This window comes from Streptomyces sp. NPDC058051, assembly GCF_042885475.1.
In the GTDB taxonomy this organism is placed as follows: domain Bacteria; phylum Actinomycetota; class Actinomycetes; order Streptomycetales; family Streptomycetaceae; genus Streptomyces.
The window spans coordinates 23,758-40,657 of sequence record NZ_JBHVRW010000010.1; the positions used below are offsets into that span (position 1 = coordinate 23,758).

General features: G+C 70.4%; 14 protein-coding genes. 9 read left to right on the forward strand and 5 right to left on the reverse strand.

Going from position 1 to position 16,900, the window contains the following annotated elements:
- Nucleotides 1-54 precede the first annotated feature (54 nt).
- The 5 genes from ACFVUT_RS17610 (at nucleotide 55) to ACFVUT_RS17630 (ending at nucleotide 5,068) form a co-directional block, all read left to right on the forward strand.
- Nucleotides 55-1,023, forward strand: coding sequence for an NADPH:quinone oxidoreductase family protein (locus ACFVUT_RS17610; protein WP_389649817.1), 969 nt, complete (start codon nucleotides 55-57; stop codon nucleotides 1,021-1,023).
- Nucleotides 1,020-2,207 (forward strand): acyl-CoA dehydrogenase family protein, encoded by a 1,188-nt coding sequence (locus ACFVUT_RS17615; protein ID WP_389649815.1) that lies wholly within the window; start codon nucleotides 1,020-1,022, stop codon nucleotides 2,205-2,207. The genes ACFVUT_RS17610 and ACFVUT_RS17615 overlap by 4 nt, the downstream gene beginning before the upstream one ends.
- The gene (locus ACFVUT_RS17620) at nucleotides 2,204-3,337 is read left to right on the forward strand and encodes an acyl-CoA dehydrogenase family protein (RefSeq protein WP_389649812.1); all 1,134 of its coding nucleotides are present in this window, start codon (nucleotides 2,204-2,206) and stop codon (nucleotides 3,335-3,337) included. The genes ACFVUT_RS17615 and ACFVUT_RS17620 overlap by 4 nt, the downstream gene beginning before the upstream one ends.
- A 485-nt stretch (nucleotides 3,338-3,822) precedes the next feature.
- Nucleotides 3,823-4,734 carry a phosphatidylinositol-specific phospholipase C/glycerophosphodiester phosphodiesterase family protein gene (locus tag ACFVUT_RS17625; RefSeq protein ID WP_389649809.1) on the forward strand — a complete coding sequence of 304 codons (912 nt, stop codon included), beginning with the start codon at nucleotides 3,823-3,825 and terminating at the stop codon, nucleotides 4,732-4,734.
- Nucleotides 4,735-4,873: 139 nt separating this feature from the next.
- Entirely contained in the window at nucleotides 4,874-5,068 is a 195-nt protein-coding gene (locus ACFVUT_RS17630) for a hypothetical protein (protein WP_389649806.1), read from the forward strand.
- Nucleotides 5,069-5,174: 106 nt separating this feature from the next.
- Here ACFVUT_RS17630 and ACFVUT_RS17635 read toward each other — a convergent pair whose 3' ends face one another.
- The 3 genes from ACFVUT_RS17635 to ACFVUT_RS17645 form a co-directional block, all read right to left on the reverse strand.
- On the reverse strand, nucleotides 5,175-5,537 hold the full coding sequence (locus tag ACFVUT_RS17635; RefSeq protein ID WP_389649803.1) for a DUF779 domain-containing protein: 363 nt from the start codon (nucleotides 5,535-5,537) through the stop codon (nucleotides 5,175-5,177).
- 150 nt (nucleotides 5,538-5,687) lie between these two features.
- A complete protein-coding gene (locus ACFVUT_RS17640) occupies nucleotides 5,688-6,386 on the reverse strand; it encodes a response regulator (RefSeq protein WP_389649800.1) in 699 nt (232 codons plus the stop codon).
- On the reverse strand, nucleotides 6,383-7,981 hold the full coding sequence (locus tag ACFVUT_RS17645; RefSeq protein ID WP_389649797.1) for an ATP-binding protein: 1,599 nt from the start codon (nucleotides 7,979-7,981) through the stop codon (nucleotides 6,383-6,385). The genes ACFVUT_RS17640 and ACFVUT_RS17645 overlap by 4 nt, the downstream gene beginning before the upstream one ends.
- A 217-nt stretch (nucleotides 7,982-8,198) precedes the next feature.
- On the opposite strand from ACFVUT_RS17645, the gene ACFVUT_RS17650 reads away from it, so the two are divergent.
- The 3 genes from ACFVUT_RS17650 to ACFVUT_RS17660 are packed head-to-tail and all read left to right on the forward strand — an operon-like array spanning nucleotide 8,199 to nucleotide 10,946.
- Nucleotides 8,199-9,014 carry an ABC transporter ATP-binding protein gene (locus ACFVUT_RS17650; protein ID WP_389649794.1) on the forward strand — a complete coding sequence of 272 codons (816 nt, stop codon included), beginning with the start codon at nucleotides 8,199-8,201 and terminating at the stop codon, nucleotides 9,012-9,014.
- Nucleotides 9,004-9,867: an ABC transporter permease gene (locus tag ACFVUT_RS17655; RefSeq protein ID WP_389649791.1), complete on the forward strand. Its 864-nt coding sequence runs from the start codon at nucleotides 9,004-9,006 to the stop codon at nucleotides 9,865-9,867. The genes ACFVUT_RS17650 and ACFVUT_RS17655 overlap by 11 nt, the downstream gene beginning before the upstream one ends.
- 47 nt (nucleotides 9,868-9,914) lie before the next feature.
- Nucleotides 9,915-10,946: an ABC transporter substrate-binding protein gene (locus ACFVUT_RS17660; RefSeq protein WP_389649788.1), complete on the forward strand. Its 1,032-nt coding sequence runs from the start codon at nucleotides 9,915-9,917 to the stop codon at nucleotides 10,944-10,946.
- Nucleotides 10,947-11,059: 113 nt separating this feature from the next.
- Here the strand turns inward: ACFVUT_RS17660 and ACFVUT_RS17665 are convergent, their stop codons facing one another.
- Both ACFVUT_RS17665 and ACFVUT_RS17670 read right to left on the reverse strand, forming a co-directional pair.
- Nucleotides 11,060-12,367, reverse strand: coding sequence for a hypothetical protein (locus ACFVUT_RS17665; RefSeq protein WP_389649785.1), 1,308 nt, complete (start codon nucleotides 12,365-12,367; stop codon nucleotides 11,060-11,062).
- Nucleotides 12,364-14,394: a transglycosylase domain-containing protein gene (locus ACFVUT_RS17670; protein ID WP_389649781.1), complete on the reverse strand. Its 2,031-nt coding sequence runs from the start codon at nucleotides 14,392-14,394 to the stop codon at nucleotides 12,364-12,366. Before ACFVUT_RS17670 ends, ACFVUT_RS17665 begins: the two co-directional genes overlap by 4 nt.
- A gap of 685 nt (nucleotides 14,395-15,079) precedes the next feature.
- Here ACFVUT_RS17670 and ACFVUT_RS17675 point away from each other — a divergent pair.
- Entirely contained in the window at nucleotides 15,080-16,891 is a 1,812-nt protein-coding gene (locus ACFVUT_RS17675) for a hydrogenase maturation protein (RefSeq protein ID WP_389649778.1), read from the forward strand.
- Nucleotides 16,892-16,900: the final 9 nt, after the last annotated feature.

Sequence of the window (16,900 nt, forward strand, 5' to 3'; positions counted from 1 at the left end):
CGCTTAGTATGCGCCGGAGCAGTGGTAATGCCGACAGTGTTGTGGAGGCCCCTCATGCAGGCATGGCGAGTGCACCGGAACGGCGAGCCGAGCGAGGTGATGCGTCTTGAGGAGTCCGACCGGCCCGCACCCGGCGACGGGCAGGTGCTCATCGAGGTGCTCGCGGCGAACGTCAACTTCCCCGACGCGCTGCTCTGCCGGGGCCAGTACCAGGTCCGGCCGCCGCTGCCGTTCACACCCGGCGTGGAGATCTGCGGCAGGACGCCTGACGGACGGCGGGTCCTCGCCACACCCGCCCTGCCGAACGGCGGATTCGCCGAGTACGTCGTCGCGGACGGGGCGGCGCTCCTGCCCGCCCCGGAAGCCCTGGACGACGCCGAGGCCGCCGCCTTGCACATCGGCTACCAGACCGGCTGGTTCGGCCTGCACCGCAGGGCGCACCTCAAGGCGGGGGAAACCCTCCTCGTCCACGCGGCGGCCGGCGGCGTCGGAAGTGCGGCCGTCCAGCTCGGCAAGGCCGCCGGAGCCACCGTCATCGGGGTCGTCGGCGGCCCGGAGAAGGCGAAGGCCGCCCGTGAGCTCGGCTGTGACCTGGTCATCGACCGCCGCAGCGAGGACATCGTCGCCGGTGTCAAGGAAGCCACCGGTGGACGCGGCGCCGATGTGGTGTACGACCCGGTCGGCGGCGACGCGTACGCCAAGTCCGTGAAGTGCGTCGCGTTCGAGGGCAGGATCGTCGTCGTGGGCTTCGCGAGCGGTGCCATCCCCGCCCCGGCGCTGAACCACGCCCTCGTGAAGAACTACTCGATCCTCGGCCTCCACTGGGGCCTCTACAACACCAAGGACCCGGCCGCGGTCCGGACCTGCCACGACGAACTCACCCGACTTGCCGCGCAGGGTGCCATCAAACCGCTGATCAGCGAGCGGGTCGGGATGGACGGGGCAGCCGCCGCAGTCCAGCGGGTCGCCGACGGCACCAGTACCGGCCGGATCGTCGTCCTCCCGACAGGAGCCGCCCGATGACGCCCCCTGACGCGGCGGAAATCCGCCGCCGTACCCAGGACCTGCTCGCCGCACACCCCCCGGCCACCACCGACCGCGTCGATTTCCTCAAGGCCCGCTTCGACGCCGGACTCGCCTGGGTGCACTACCCGGCCGGGCTCGGCGGCCTTGACGCGCCACGCTCCCTCCAGTCCGTCGTCGACACACGACTTGCCGCAGCGGGCGCCCCCGACAACGACCCGCGCCGCATCGGCATCGGCCTCGGCATGGCCGCCCCCACCATCCTCGGCTACGGCACCGAGGAACAGAAGCGACGCTTCCTCCGGCCGCTGTGGGTCGGCGAGGAGGTCTGGTGCCAGCTCTTCAGTGAACCGGGTGCCGGCTCCGACCTCGCCGCCCTCAGTACCCGCGCCGTCCGCGACGGCGAGGACTGGGTGGTCGACGGACAGAAGGTCTGGACGTCCAGCGCCCATCTGGCCCGCTGGGCCATCCTCATCGCCCGCACCGACCCGGACCAGCCCAAACACCGCGGTATCAGCTACTTCATCTGCGACATGACCGACCCCGGGGTCGAGGTCCGGCCGCTGCGCCAGATCACCGGCGAGGCGGAGTTCAACGAGGTCTTCCTGACCGGAGTGCGCATCCCGGACAGCAGGCGCCTCGGCCCGGTCGGCGAGGGCTGGAAGGTTGCCCGAACCACCCTGATGAACGAGCGGGTCTCCATCGGCGGAGCACGCATCCCACGCGAGGGCGGCATGATCGGCCCGATCGCCCGCACCTGGCGCGAACGCCCCGACCTGCGCACCCACGACCTCCACCAGCGCCTGCTGACCCTCTGGGTCGAGGCCGAGGTCGCCCGGCTCACCGGCACCCGGCTGCGCCAGCAGCTCGTCGCCGGCCAGCCCGGCCCCGAGGGCTCCGGCATGAAGCTGGCCTTCGCCCGGCTCAACCAGGAGATCAGCGGCCTGGAAGTCGAACTCCTCGGTCAGGACGGGCTGTTGTACAGCGACTGGACCATGCGCCGCCCGGAGCTCGTCGACTTCACCGGACGTGACGCCGGCTATCGCTACCTCCGCTCCAAAGGCAACTCCATCGAGGGCGGCACCAGCGAAGTGCTGCTCAACATCGTCGCCGAGCGCGTCCTCGGCCTGCCCGCCGAGCCGCGCAACGACAAGGACGTCGCCTGGAAGGACCTGGCCCGATGACCGCGACACCGACCGAAGAGCCCCAGACGCCCGATCTGCTGTACTCGGAGACCGAGGAGGATCTGCGGGCGGCGGTGCGCGCGCTGCTCGCCGACCGGTGCGACGCGCCGACGGTGCTCGGCCGCATCGAGTCCGACACGCCGTACGACCCGAGGCTGTGGAAGGCGCTCGCCGCGGACATCGGCACGACCGGGCTGCTGGTGCCGGAGAGGCTGGGCGGGCAGGGCGCCGGCCATCGCGAGGCCGCGGTGGTGCTGGAGGAACTGGGCCGCAGCGTCGCTCCGGCGCCGTATCTGACCAGCGCGGTCGTCGCCACCGAGACGCTCCTCGCGCTGGAGCCCGAGGACGGGCCGGCCGCCGCTCTCCTCGGCGATCTCGCCACCGGCCACAGGATCGCGGTTCTCGCCCTGCCGTTCTCCGCCTCGGAACCCGGCGCCGCGCAGCCCGCCGGTGTCGTGGCCGGCGCGCTGGAGGGCGCGGTGACCACAGTCGCCGACGCGCCCGCGGCCGATGTGCTGCTGGTGCCCACGACCGATGGCCTGTACGCGGTGGAGACCCGCTCCGAAGGCGTCGCCGTGGAGCCGCTCGTGCCGCTCGATCTGACCCGCCCGCTCGCCGACGTCACCTTCGCCTCAGCCACCGGAATCCGCCTGGCAGACGGCGCGTCCGCGGTCGCCGCGGTGCGCCGAGGACTGTTGGCGGGTGCCGGACTGCTCGCCTCCGAACAGCTCGGACTCGCCGAGTGGTGCCTGACCGAGACGGTTCGCTACACCCGCGAACGGCACCAGTTCAACCGGCCGGTCGGCTCGTTCCAGGCGCTCAAGCACCGCATGGCACAGCTCTGGCTGGAGGTCGTGTCGGCCCGCGCCGCCGCGCGAAACGCCGCGGACGCCCTCGCGACCGGCAGCCCCGACACGCCGCTGGCGGTCGCTGTCGCGCAGGCGTACTGCTCGAAGGTCGCGGTGCACGCGGCCGAGGAGTGCGTTCAGCTGCACGCCGGCATCGGCATGACCTGGGAGCACCCGGCGCACCTGTATCTCAAGCGCGCCAAGGCCGACTCGATCGCGTACGGCACGGCCGGACGTCATCGCGAGGTGATCGCCGACCTCGTGGAACTCCCCGCGCCGTAGAAGGCCCGGCCCTTCCCCGCGCCGTGGAAGGGCCGGGCGTACTTCCCCGCGCCGTGGGAGGGCCGGCGTACTTCCCGCTCCGTGGGTGGCCTGAGTGCTTCCGTGCCGTGGGCAGGTCCGGGGGCGGCGTGTCGCGCACCGGGATCCGGGAGCGGAGGTGTGGTGTGTGCACCTCCGCTCCCGTGCCGTCCTCCCGCGAGGTACCGCGCGCTCGCGACGGGCCTCGCCGGGGGAAGTTCGAGGACCGCCAGGGAGCCACGGGGCGGAGAAGCGGCGGCGCCCATGACGGCGCGCCCGTCGGCGGATCCGAGCCGCACGGGGACGTCCCGCCGCCGGCCGGCCCCGGCCCGGCACGGGGGAACGCCAGTCGACCAGCGGACGACGAATCCATCAACTCTTGTGCTGCGTATGCCCGTTGGGGGTGTGTCGACCGCATACTCGGTCGCGTCCGACCGTCCGATCCGCCCTCGCTCCCGGGAGAATCCATGGCGTTCCCCAGTCGCCGAAGCGTCGTCACCACCGCGCTCGCCACCGTGGCCGCAGGCTCGGTGCTGTCCCTGCAGACGGCCGTCGCGTCCGAAGCGTCCGCAGCCTCCTCGGCCGGATCCCGGCACCGTCCGCTGCGCCGGGCCCACGCGCACAACGACTACCTGCACCCGCACCCCCTCGACGACGCTCTCGCCCACGGTTTCACGAGCGTCGAGGCAGACGTCTTCCTGGTGGCCGGGGAGCTGCTGGTCGCTCATGAGATCGCCGGTCTCGACCCCACCCGCACCCTCGCCTCGCTCTACCTCGACCCGCTGCTGGCCAGGGTCCGGGCCCATCACGGCACGGTGCATCCCGGTGACCGGAACCCCGTGCAGCTGCTGATCGACATCAAGACCGACGGCGCGGCCGCCTACCAGGAGCTCGACCGGCAACTGCGACGCTACCGGCAGATGCTGACGGCCTATCACGACGGCCGGGTGCGGCCGGGCGCGATCACGCCCGTCGTCTCCGGCGACCGTGCGGCCCGCGTCCCGATGGAGACGCAGCGCACGCGGTACGCCTTTTACGACGGCCGGCCGGACGACCTCGGGACGGCGGCCACCGCGTCGTTCATCCCACTCATCAGCGCCAGTTGGAGCAGCATCTTCAGCTGGCAGGGGACCGGCCCCTTCCCCGCGGCCGAACGGGACAGGCTCCGCTCGTTCGTCGCCGCCGCCCACCGAGGCGGCCAACGCGTCCGCTTCTGGGCCACGCCCGACGTCGCGGGACCGGAGCGCGACGCCGTGTGGTCCGAACTGCTGGCCGCCGGGGTCGACCACCTCAACACCGATGATCTGGCGGGGCTCGAACACTTCCTGCGTACACATGACAGGGACGTCAGGACCGGGGACGTCCGCCTCGGCGGCTGACGGGGCACGGGCGCACCGTCCGGCACGTGACAGCCAGTCAACACCCGTATGGCGGACACGCCAGTCCGCCGGATGGCCTCTCCGCTACGCCACACTGGCGGCCGAATGCCGCATTCCGGCGCGGCGGAGGAGGTTGGCCATGGCCATTTCGATCTCACTGGTGCTGCTTCTGCTGATCCTTGCGGTGATCTTCCTCCGCAACGGGGGGCTGAAGATCTCGCATGCGCTGGTCTGCGCCATGCTCGGGTTCTTCCTCGCGGGTACGAGCATGGCGCCGACCATCCAGGACGGTCTGACGGCCACGGCCGACGTCGTCAGCAGCCTCAGGCCCTGACACCGGCGGCCCGTCCGGTGCACCGGGCCCAGCGCCGCCCGGGCCCCGGGCCACCCGCCCCGGTCGCGGCCACCGCGTACACGGCGATGCTGAAGCGCGGTCCGGCTCACGGCCCGACGAGCCGGGACCGGATCAGGAACCGCACCCCTTCCGGAGCCTCCAGGGAAAAGCCGCTGCCCCGCCCCTCCACCACATCGACGGTCAGCCGGGTGTGCGCCCACAGCTCGAACTGACTCCTCGACATCCAGAACGGGACGGGCTCCGCGACCCCGTCGACCTCCAGCGAGGCCAGCAACACGTCGGAGTCGCCGGTACGGAACTCCCCGTCCTGATAGCACATCGGCGCACTGCCGTCGCAGCAGCCGCCCGACTGGTGGAACATCAGGGGGCCGTGGGCCTCGCGCAGCCGGCGCACCAGATCGGCGGCTGCGGGAGTGAGCGACACGACCGCCGCTTCGGACGGGCTCATCGCAGCGTTCCGGAGCCGCCGGCACGCGGGGCACGGCGGATCGGCGGCAGGGTCTTCGTACCGCGTCGGTTCATGGACCAGTCCCTTCGACCTTGTGCGTGGAATGGTGCGCCGCCGGTGCGGCCGGACGACTACGGCACCGTACGCCTCTCAGTTCGCCTTCGCCCACGCGTAGCGGTGCTCGGGCCGGCCGGTGTCGCCGTACTTGAGACTGAGGCTGATGCGGCCCGCGCCCTCCAGATACTTGAGGTAGCGCTGGGCGGTGGAGCGGCTCAGCCCGGACCGGACGGCGACCTCATGGGCGGACAGCGGCTCGCCGGCGGCCGACAGGACATGACGGATGACGTCGGCCGTGGGCGCGGAGTGCCCCTTGGGCAGGGCCGCCGTGGAACCGGAACCCGCGGTGCGCAGGGCGCCGAAGATCTGGTCGACCTGTTCCTGCCCCGCCTCGCCGCGGCCACCTCCCACCCCTTCGAGGGTGCGGCGCAGAGCCGCGTAACTCTCCAGCTTGGACCGCAGACCGGCGAAGCTGAACGGCTTGATCAGGTACTGCAGGGCGCCATAGCGCATGGCGGTGCGGACGGTCGACACGTCACGGGCCGCCGTCACCATGATCACGTCGGTCGGATGACCGAGCTGGCGCAGCCGCCGGACGAGTGTCAGCCCCGTCTCGTCCGGAAGGTAGTGGTCGAGCAGGACGAGGTCGACATGCTCGCGCTCCAGGAAGGCGAGCGCCTGCGCCGCGGTGTGCGCACGCGAGACGACGCGGAAGCCGGGGACCTTGGCCACGTAGGCGGCGTTGATCTCGGCAACGCGGAAGTCGTCGTCCACCACCAGGACATCGATCATCGCAACTCTCCCACTTCGCACAACGGCCGGATACTCAGTGCCTCGGGCAGGACGACGGTGAAGACGGCCCCACCGCCTGCCCGGGCCGTGACGCGAGCCGCGCCACCGTAGCGCTCTGCCAGCCGGCGCACCAGCGCCAGGCCCAGACCCCGTTCGCGATGCGCGGGGGACTCCTTGGTGGTCCAGCCCTCGGTGAAGATCTGCTCGCGCATGCCGGGCGGCACCCCGGGACCGTTGTCGCTGACCCGCAGGACCGCGGTGGTGCCCTCGGCGAGAAGCTCCACCTCGATGAGCGAGGCGACGTCCAGCGCGTTGTCGATGAGGTTGCCGAGGACGGTCACCAGGTCGCGCGGATCCACCACCACGTCCGGGAGCCGGGTGGCGGGCGAGACGCTCAGCAGCGCGCCCCGCTCCGCCGCGATGGCCGACTTGCCCACCAACAGCGCCGACAGCAGAGGATCGTTGACGCGTTCCGCCACCTGTTCCGCCGATGCCCGGTGAGCATGGGTCACCTCCGCGACGAACTCCACCGCGGCCTCGTGCCGGCCCAGCTCCAACAGCCCGAGCAGGGTGTGCAGTCGGTTTGCGTGTTCATGGTCCTGGGCACGCAGCGCGTCCAGCAGGCCGTGGGTGGAGTCCAGTTCACGGCCGAGCAGTTCCAGTTCGGTACGGTCGCGCAGGGTGACGACGGCTCCGCCGTCACCGGTGGGCATGCGGTTGGCGATCAGCACGCGCCCGTTGCAGACGGTGATCAGGTTGTCGCCGTCGACCCGTCCCGCCAGCACCTCCGTCGTCCGGCCCGGCGGCAGCACCTCGCCCAACGACCGTCCGACGGCGTCCTCGTCCAGCTCCAGCAGCCGCTGCGCCTCGTCGTTGCACAACCTGATCCGGCCCCGGGCGTCGAGGGCGAGCACGGCCTCGCGGATGCTGTGCAGCATCGCCTCACGCTCGTCCAGCAACGCGGAGATGTCGGTGAAGGCGAGCCCATGGGTGCCGCGCTGGAGCCGCCGCGAGACGGCCAGTGCGGCCAGCACACCCGCGGCGAGCGCCGCCCCGGAGTAGAGCAGCAGACCGGGAATGGCACCGAGCAGCCGCTCATGGACGCTGTCGTACGCGATACCCACCGAGACGGCACCCACGATGGTGCCGCTCCTGTCCCGCAGCGGAACCTTGGCACGCGCCGAGCGGCCCAGCGTCCCGTAGTCGATCTGCATGATCTCCCGACCGCCGAGCGGCGTGCTGGGATCGGTCGAGACGTGTCGGCTGATCTGCGCGGTGTCGGTGTGCGACCAGCGCACACCTCGGGTGTCCATGACCACGATGTAGAGCGCTCCGGTGGCCTGCCGGATCCGCTCCGCCTCGGCCTGCACCGGTCCGTCGACACGGGGCTCGGTCGTGGTCAGGTCGCGCACCAGACCGGGTTCGGCCGCGGCGGTCTGGGCGATGGACAGGGCCTGGTGCATCGCCTGGCTGTCGAGCTGGTGACTGAGCGGGGCCAGGAAGAGCCCGGTGACGAGCATGATCACACCCGTGGTGATGGCCACCTGGGTGAGCAGGACCTGGGCGAAGACACGGCGGGGCCAGGGAATCCGCATCGCTTGTCCTCTGCCTTCCGCCAACCGTGAACCTGATGTTCCGTTTCGTCCTCGTGTGAACGCAACGTAAACGTCGACGTCGCCGATGACCAGTCCTCGTGGCGGATTCGTTGCCGCGGCGTGAGCAGAACGAGCAGAACCACGGGTTATGGGCAGAAGCGGGAGTTGTGAGCGCAAGGGTGCCCACGTCCGCGGGCCGCACCTAGCGTCCCGCTCCATGAAAAGCGAAACAAGCCCCGCCATCGAGCTGCGGGGGGCGAGCAAAGCGTTCCGGACCCCGTCGGGGGCGCTCCACACCGCCGTACGGGAACTGGACCTCACGATCGGACGCGGTGAGTTCGTCGCCGTGGTGGGCCCCACCGGATGCGGCAAGTCGACCACTCTGACACTCGTCAGCGGCCTGGAGGAGCCCACGGAAGGGGAGGTCCTGGTGGGCGGGGAGCCGGTGCGCGGCATCGGCGACAAGGTCGGATTCGTCTTCCAGCAGGACGCGGTCTTCCCCTGGCGGACCGTGCTGTCCAACGTCATGGCCGGCCCCCGCTTCCGCGGTGTGCCGAAGACCGAGGCGAAGGAGCGGGCCAGGGAGTGGCTCGCCCGGGTCGGACTGTCCTCCTTCGAGGACCGCTATCCCCACCAGCTTTCCGGCGGTCAGCGCAAGCGGGTCGCCCTCGCGGCCACGTTCGTCAACGACCCCGAGATCCTGCTCATGGACGAACCCTTCTCCGCCCTGGACGTGCAGACCAGGGCCCTGATGTCGGACGAACTGCTGGAGCTCTGGGCCGGCACCGGGGCCTCCGTCGTCTTCGTCACGCACGACCTGGAGGAGTCCATCGCGCTGGCCGACAAGGTCGTCGTCATGACCGCGGGGCCGGCCACGGTCAAGGAGGTCTTCGAGATCGACCTGCCCCGCCCCCGCAAGGTCGAGCAGGTGCGTCTGGAGCCCCGGTTCATCGAGATCTACCGGGAGATCTGGTCCTCACTCGGTGAAGAGGTCCGCATCACCCGCGAGAGGGGTGCCGTCAATGTCGCCTGAAACCGTCACCGCGGGTTCCGCCGTCACCGGGTCCGAACGGACCCGGGCCCGGGCGCGCGCCGCCCGGAACCGCACGTACCTGGTGCTCGGGAGCCGCGTCGCGGTGCTCCTGGCGGTCATCGGGCTCTGGGAGTGGCTGGCCAGGACCGCGGTCATCGACCCCTTCAACTTCTCGATGCCGTCGAAGATCTGGGACCAGATCCGTACCTGGGTCGTGGACGGCACCGCCCAGGGCTCGCTGTGGGAGCAGGTCTGGTACACGCTCTACGAAGCGCTGCTCGGCTGGGTCATCGGTGTGATCGCGGGTGTGCTGCTCGGAATCGCGCTGGGCCGGGTGCGGTTCGCCGCCGATGTCCTCGGGCCGTACATCAAGGTGCTCAACGCTCTGCCGCGCATCGTGCTCGCACCGATCTTCCTCATCTGGTTCGGCCTCGGCCCGGCCTCGAAGGTCGCCTCCGCGGTGGTGCTCGTGTTCTTCCCCGTCTTCTTCAACGCCTTCCAGGGGGCCAGGGAGGTCGACCGCAATCTGGTCGCCAACTCCCGCATCCTCGGCGCCAGCAACCGTCAGGTCACGCTTCAGGTGGTCATCCCCTCGGCCACGTCATGGATCTTCACCAGCCTCCATGTGAGCTTCGGCTTCGCGCTCATCGGCGCCATCGTCGGTGAGTACATCGGTGCCACCAAGGGACTCGGGCTGCTGGTCGCCGCCTCCCAGGGCACGTTCAACGCAGCCGGTGTCTACGCCGCGATGGTCATCCTCGCCGTCGTCGCCCTGCTGGCCGAAGGGCTGCTGACCTTCCTCGAAAAGCGGCTCTTCCGCTGGAAGCCGGCCGAGGCCGGAACCGACCGCTGACGTCTGCCCCCGCACACCCGACTTTTCTTCACAAGGACGTGAATCAGATGCGTACATCCACCCGGATCTCGGCCGTCGCGGTCGCCGGCGCACTCGCCCTGACCAGCCTGACCGCCTGCGGCGGCGACTCCACCTCCGGTGGCAAGAACGACAAGGTCAAGATCATGGTCGGCGGCCTGGACAAGGTCATCTACCTGCCCGCGATGCTGACCGAGCGGCTCGGCTACTTCAAGGAGGAGGGAGTGTCGGTCCAGCTCCTCACCGAGCCCGCGGGCGTCCAGGCCGAGACCGCACTCGTCTCCGGTGACGTGCAGGGCACGGTGGGCTTCTACGACCACACCCTCGACCTCCAGGTGAAGGGCAAGCAGGTCGAGTCGGTCGTCCAGTTCTCCCAGGCGCCGGGCGAGGTCGAGATCGTCTCCAACAAGGCCGAGGGCGAGGTCAGGTCGGCCAAGGACTTCAAGGGCAAGAAGCTCGGTGTGACGGGCCTCGGCTCCTCGACCGACTTCCTGACGAAGTACCTCGCCGTGAGCAACGGTGTGCAGACGAGCGAATTCACGCCCGTGGCCGTCGGAGCCGGGCAGACGTTCATCTCCGCCCTCCAGCAGGGCTCCATCCAGGGCGGCATGACCACGGACCCGACGGTTGCCACCATCCTGGACAAGAAGCTCGGCAAGATCCTCATCGACATGCGGACCCCCGAGGGCTCCCGGCAGGCGCTCGGCGGGCTCTACCCGTCCTCCAGCCTCTACATGCAGACCGAGTGGGTCAACAGCCACAAGGACACCGTGCAGAAGCTGGCCAACGCCTTCGTCAAGACCCTGAAGTGGATGTCCACCCACAGCGCCGACGAGATCGCCGCGAAGATGCCCGCCGACTACGCCCAGGGCGGCGGCAAGGAACTCTACGCGGAGGCGATCAAGAGCACGCTGCCCATGTTCACCACGGACGGCGTCATGCCGGCGGACGGCCCCGCCACCGTCGAGCGGGTCCTGAAGGCATTCAACCCGAACCTGAAGAACGCGAAGGTGGACCTCGCCAAGACGTACACCACGGAGTTCGTCGAGAAGGCGCACTGACGCGGGCACCGGCCACGTCCGCGCACACCGCGGAGTGGAGCCCCCGGCCGTGAACGGCACGCCATGCCGGGCGAGTCGTTCCGGGCGGGGGCCCGGCATCGTGTGCCGTCCGCCTACTGCTTCCAGCTCGGCGGCTGCGCGGGGTCGAGTGTCCGCCACTGGGCGAGAAGGTCGGGGTCCTGCGCGTCGAGCCAGTCGGTCAGTTCGCGGAAGGACACACAGCGCACCTCCTTGCGCGGGCAGACCTCGCGCATGGTGTCCTCGGCGGCATCCATGTAGATCCCTCCGTTCCAGTCCTCGAAGTGATTCCCGATGAACAGGGGCGCCCGGCTGCCGTTGAACACCCGCTCGAATCCGGCGATGTACGAATCCCGCGCCTCTTCGCGCCACGTCCGGTAAAGCGCGGGGTCGCCCTCGGTGCTGCCGCCGGACTGGTTGTAGAGGAAGTTGAAGTCCATGGAAAGGACCTGGAAGTCCTTGCCGGGGAACGGGAGCATCTGCAGCGGGAGATTCCAGACGCCGTCCTTCTTGGACGGCCAGACCTGGAAGTCCCCCGGAGAACTCGCGTCGTAGCGCCAGCCGAAGGGCCTGGTCGCCGGCAGAAGTGTCTTCTGGCCTTCGAGGCAGGGCGCGCGCCCGCCGACGATCTCGCGGGTGGGGTCGAAGGGCAGGGGGTCGAGGTCCTTGAAGCCCGTGTTCGTCTTCCAGTTCTGCACGAAGGAGTAGAACTGGTCGATCTCGCTCGTCCATTCGTCCTCGCTCCAGTCCCCACCGCCCTTCTTCTCGCAGAAGTGGCCGTTGAAGTGGGAGCCGATCTCATTGCCCTCCCGCCAGGCGCCGCCGAGCTGTTCCAGCGTCATGCGGATGTGTTCGCGCGTCGGGTACGAGATCGCGGCCGCTCCGGGCTCGTGCTGCGGCGGCTCGTAGAGGTTCCTCTTCTCCTTCGGGAGAAGGTAGATGCCGGTGAGGAAGAACGTCATGTGCGCCTTGCTCTCCTTCGCCGCACGGCGGAACCGCGAGAACAGGTGGTCGTCGCCCTCCAGCGCGCCGTCCCACGAGAACACCACGAACTGGGGCGGCTTCTCACCCGGTTTCAGCCGCTCGGCCTTCAACTGTTCCGGTTGCGGCCCGGTGTAGGAGGTGGAACCGTCCCCCAGAATCCTGACCTTCCCGTCCCACTTCTCCTCGTCCGCCTTCTCTCCGCCACTCCCGCGGTGTTCCCGGGCCGTGGGGGTCGGTGCGGCGACGGTGCCGGCGCCCGGCCGCGGAGTCCGGCCGTCCGGGGAATCGTCCGACGTCGGCAGGAGGAGCGCCGCGGCGGAACCCGAGGCGACCAGGCATGCCGCCGCACCCAGGGCGACGCGGGGTGTCAGGCGGGCCCGTAAGCGGCGAACGGCGTTTCCCGCTCGGGTTTCTGTCACTGCGTCACCGCTTCCGTGTACGCGTTCCATATGCGGGACGCGAGGTCCTTGCCGGCCGCCGAGTCGCCGCCGAGCCCTTTCAGGGGAAGGGGCGCCAGGCCCTTCGTCAGGTCCATGCGGTACACGACCACGGCCGTGGACACGGTCCGGTCGTAACCCGCGTACCAGCGCGCGGTGTCGTCCTCCGTGGTGCCGGTCCTGGCGGCGACCGGTGTGGAGGTGGGACTGCTTCTTCTGCTGGGCCGTACGAGCGCTTCGGTGACCGCGTCGGCGACGGCGGAGCGCACGGCGCGCTTCGCCCGCGGCAGGTCCAGCCGGACCGGTTCGCCGTTGTGCGTGACCTTGCGTACCGAGTACGGATCGGTGTGCAGGCCGTGGGCCGCGAACATGCCGTACGCATCCGCCATGCGGATCGCGCTCGGTGTGGAGTTGCCCATCGAGAACGCGGGAACGGGCGGACCGAAACTCGACGGCAGCAGTCCGGCCGCCTCGGCCGTACGGCGTACCTGCTTCAGTCCCACGTCCATGCCGAGCTGGAGGAAGGGGGAGTCCACGGACCTCGCCATGGCCTCGTGCAGACTGATGCGGCCGTAGGACCGGTCGCCCTCGTTCTGTCCCTTCACCATCTTGCCGCTGCGGTCCCAGTAGGGCCCTTCGGGCGTCATGACCGGGATGTCGTCATCACCGTCGTACAGGGTCGAGGGCGTGACCGTGCTCCGGGGGCCGTCGCGCTTGCGTGAGACGCCGTGCTGCAGGGCTGCGGCGTAGACGAACGGCGCGAACGCCGTACCGGCCGGGACGGTGCCCGCGTTGGATTCGTTGAAGGCCTGCCGCTCGAAGTCCGGCCCGCCGTACACGGCGAGGATCCGGCCGTCCGCGGCGACGGACGCGGCCCCGAAACGGGCATGGCGGTCCGCCGCGCGCCGCTCGGGATCCAGGGTGCCGCGCGCCTCCTTCACGGCCTTGGTGAGGGCGGTCATCCGCGGCTTCTCGAACGTCGTGTAGATCTGGTAGCCGCCGAGGTCGAAGCGTGCGTCGGAGATGTGCCCCGCACGCTTGGCGTACGACTCGGCGAGCTGAACGAGATAACCGTCCTGTCCGGCCGTGCTGTTCGGGCTGCGAGGCGGCTTCGGCTCGGGGAAAGTGGTGTAGCGGGCCCGCTCGGCCGGGCTCAGCCGGCCGATCGACACCATGCGGTCCAGCGTCCACCGCCATCGCTCCACGGCACGCTCATGGTTGCGGGAGCTGACGGCGGGATCGTAGAGCGAGGCACCCTTCAACAGTGAGGCGAGGAACGCCCCCTCGCTGGCGTCGAGTTGGGTCACCTCCTTGCCGTAGTAGGCCTGGGCGGCGCGCTGGAGACCGTAGGTGCCGCGGCCGAACCAGCTGGTGTTGAGGTAGTTCTCCAGGATCTTGTCCTTGCTCATGTGGCGGTCGAGCTTGACCGCGAGCAGCATCTCGGTGAACTTGCGGGTGAAGGAGCGGTCCTGCGAGAGGTAGACGTTCTTGACGTACTGCTGGGTGATGGTCGACCCGCCCTGGGTGTCGCCGTCGCTCACCGTGCGCCACAGCGCGCGGGTGATTCCCTGCGTCGATATCCCGTGGTCCGTGTAGAAGTCGGCGTTCTCGGCCGCCAGTACGGCCCATCGGACGTCGTCGGGAATCTTCGACAGCGGCATCTCCTGGCGGCGCACCCAGCCCGTACGTGCCAGGGGAGTGCCGTCGGCCCAGTAGTAGACGGTGTCCTGCTGGGTGGCGAACGCGTTGAGGTCGTCGGGGATGTCGGTGCGCGCGTAGGCGATGCCCACCACGGCCGTCAGTGTGGCGACGCATATCAGGAACGATCCCGCGACCAGTCGCCACGAGGGCACCCATCTTCGCCAGCCGCGCCGGCCCGCGCGGGGATAGTCCGGCTTGCGTGGCAGACGTGGGCGTGGTCGCTCCGCCCGGTTCCGGTGTTCCGTCGCGAGGCTCAGCACCGCCCGAGCGGCCCGCCTCGTTCTGCCCAATAAAGTGCGCTGTGTCATTCCGTCCAGCCATGACAGGCCGGGCCGGCCGCAGACTATGACCGTGCCCGTACACGTGTAGTGGTCTTTGATCGTCCGCCGCCGAGCGCTGTCAGGGCCGGCCCTCCCCGGGCCCCGCGGACACCCTTCTCCGCCGGGAGTGCGGCGGTGTCATGCGTCTCGGCCGTTGTGTGCCATGTGCGTCCCCAGGTTCAGTTCAGGCCGTGCGGCTGCTGATCGGACCGAAACGCCCTCAGGCGGCCCACGCGCTCCCCCTTGCCGACTCCGGCACAGCAAAGGCCAAAGGGTGACCGAGAGTTGCGGTCCGAAGTCACGTAAAGATAACAGGCCGCACGGGCGGGTCGTGCGGTCCGGCCCCGGACGGCTGCGATGGGGATGTGGCCGGGCTGCTTCGGGCGGGGGCGACGGGGATGTGACCGGTCTGCGTCGGAGGGGGCGACGGGGGGCGTGACCGGGCCGTCGCCGGACGGAGGTGTGGCCGGGCTCTCGTCGGACGCCCGGCTCCGTGCCGGGCGCCGTCCGGTTCGTCGCGGCATGCCGGAGGCGGTGCTCGGCGCCCGGGTTCCACTGAGTGGTCGCGGACGCGTTCGCTTTCGGGTGACTCCGCGGCCGGTTGCCGAGGGAGTCACCCGGCCGCGGCCCACCATCGCTGGCAGCCGGACCGGCCCGTCGTTGGGAGACTGCCGTGCACATTCTGCTCGTTGCGAGCGCGTTCAACAGCCTCACTCAGCGTGTTCATGCCGAGCTGAGGGACCGCGGCCACGCCGTGTCGGTGGAGCTCACAGCTCCGGACGCGTCCGCTCGCGACGCCTCACTGCGGCGGGCGGTGCGCGCGTGCGCACCCGACCTCATTCTCGCCCCCCTGCTGAAGACCGCCATTCCCCGGGACGTGTGGGTGGCTCACACCTGTCTCGTCGTCCACCCCGGTCCTCCGGGCGACCGCGGGCCCTCCTCCCTCGACCGGGCCATCCAGGAGGGCGCGGAAACCTGGGGAGTGACGGTCCTTCAGGCCGGCCAGGAGATGGACGCCGGGGACATCTGGGCCTCGGCGGCCTTCCCGGTGGCCCCAGTGGGCAAGAGCGACCTCTACCGCAACGAGGTCTCCGACGCCGCGTCGCGGGCCGTGCACCTCGCCGTCGAGCGTTACGCCTCGGGTACGTACGTCCCCCGTCCGCAGACCGGCGGGGACGAGGAACTCCCGATCCGTACCCGGCCGTACCTCCGGCAGGAACAACGCCGCGTCGACTGGCAGTCGGACTCCACGGAAACCGTCCTGCGCAAGCTGCGCGCCGCCGACTCCCAGCCCGGTGTGCGCGACGAACTGCTCGGGGCCGAGTGGTTTCTGCACGGTGGACACCCGGAGTACGAACTGCGGGGAATCCCTGGCGAGTTGATCGCCATCCGGGCAGGTGCCGTCTGCCGGGCGACGACCGACGGCGCCGTGTGGATCCCCGAACTCCGCCCCCGGCGCGCACCTCATGGGCCCGCGACGTTCAAACTGCCCGCCGCGACGGCCCTCGCCGGGCGACTGCCCTCACTGCCGGAGAGTCCCGCGCCGTACGAGGAGCCGACCCGGCGTGGCTGGAGCGACATCGACTACCGGGAGGAGGGACGGGCCGGTTTTCTCTCGTTCTCCTTCCCCGGCGGTGCGATGAGCACGGAGCAGTGCCGACGCCTGCACGACGCCTACCGGTTCGCCTGCCGACGGCCCACGTCGGTGCTGGTGCTGGGAGGCGGCAGGGACTTCTTCTCCAACGGCATCCACCTCAATGTCATCGAGGCCGCCGCCGACCCCGCCGAGGAGTCCTGGGCCAACATCAACGCCATGGACGACCTCGTGGAGGCCGTGCTGACCACGACCGACCGGCTGGTCATCTCCGCCGTGAGCGGCAACGCGGCCGCGGGCGGGGTGATGCTCGCCCTCGCCGCGGACGAGGTCTGGTGCCGTTCGGGGGCCGTGCTCAACCCGCACTACCGCCTGATGGGGCTGTACGGCTCCGAGTACTGGACCTACACACTGCCGCGCCGGCTCGGGACCGCGGTCGCGGAGCGCCTCACCGGCAAGGCGCTCCCGGTCAGCGCCGCGACCGCGGTGCGGCTCGGTCTGGCCGACCGGACGGTCGACTGCGACGCGCAGGCGTTCGCGGGCGAGGTGACCCGGCTGGCATCCCGGCTCGCCGCGTCGCCCGCGGCGGACACCCGGATCGCGGCGAAGAAGAGCGAACGGGACCGGGACGAGGCACGCAGGCCCCTGGCCTCGTACCGGGAACAGGAGCTGGCCGAGATGCGGCGCACCTTCTTCGATCCGGGGTCGTCCTATCACGCGCTGCGGCGCGCGTTCGTGCTCAAGGAACCGCCGTCGGGCAGCCCGGCGCACCTGGTCCGGGGCGCGACCGGCGCACCCGCGGGGGAGCCGCCCGCCCGGAGGACCGGTGTCACCGCACTGGCGGCGCACGATGACGCACGCGTCCCGAGCGCTTGCTACGAAGAACAGTGAGGGTCGATA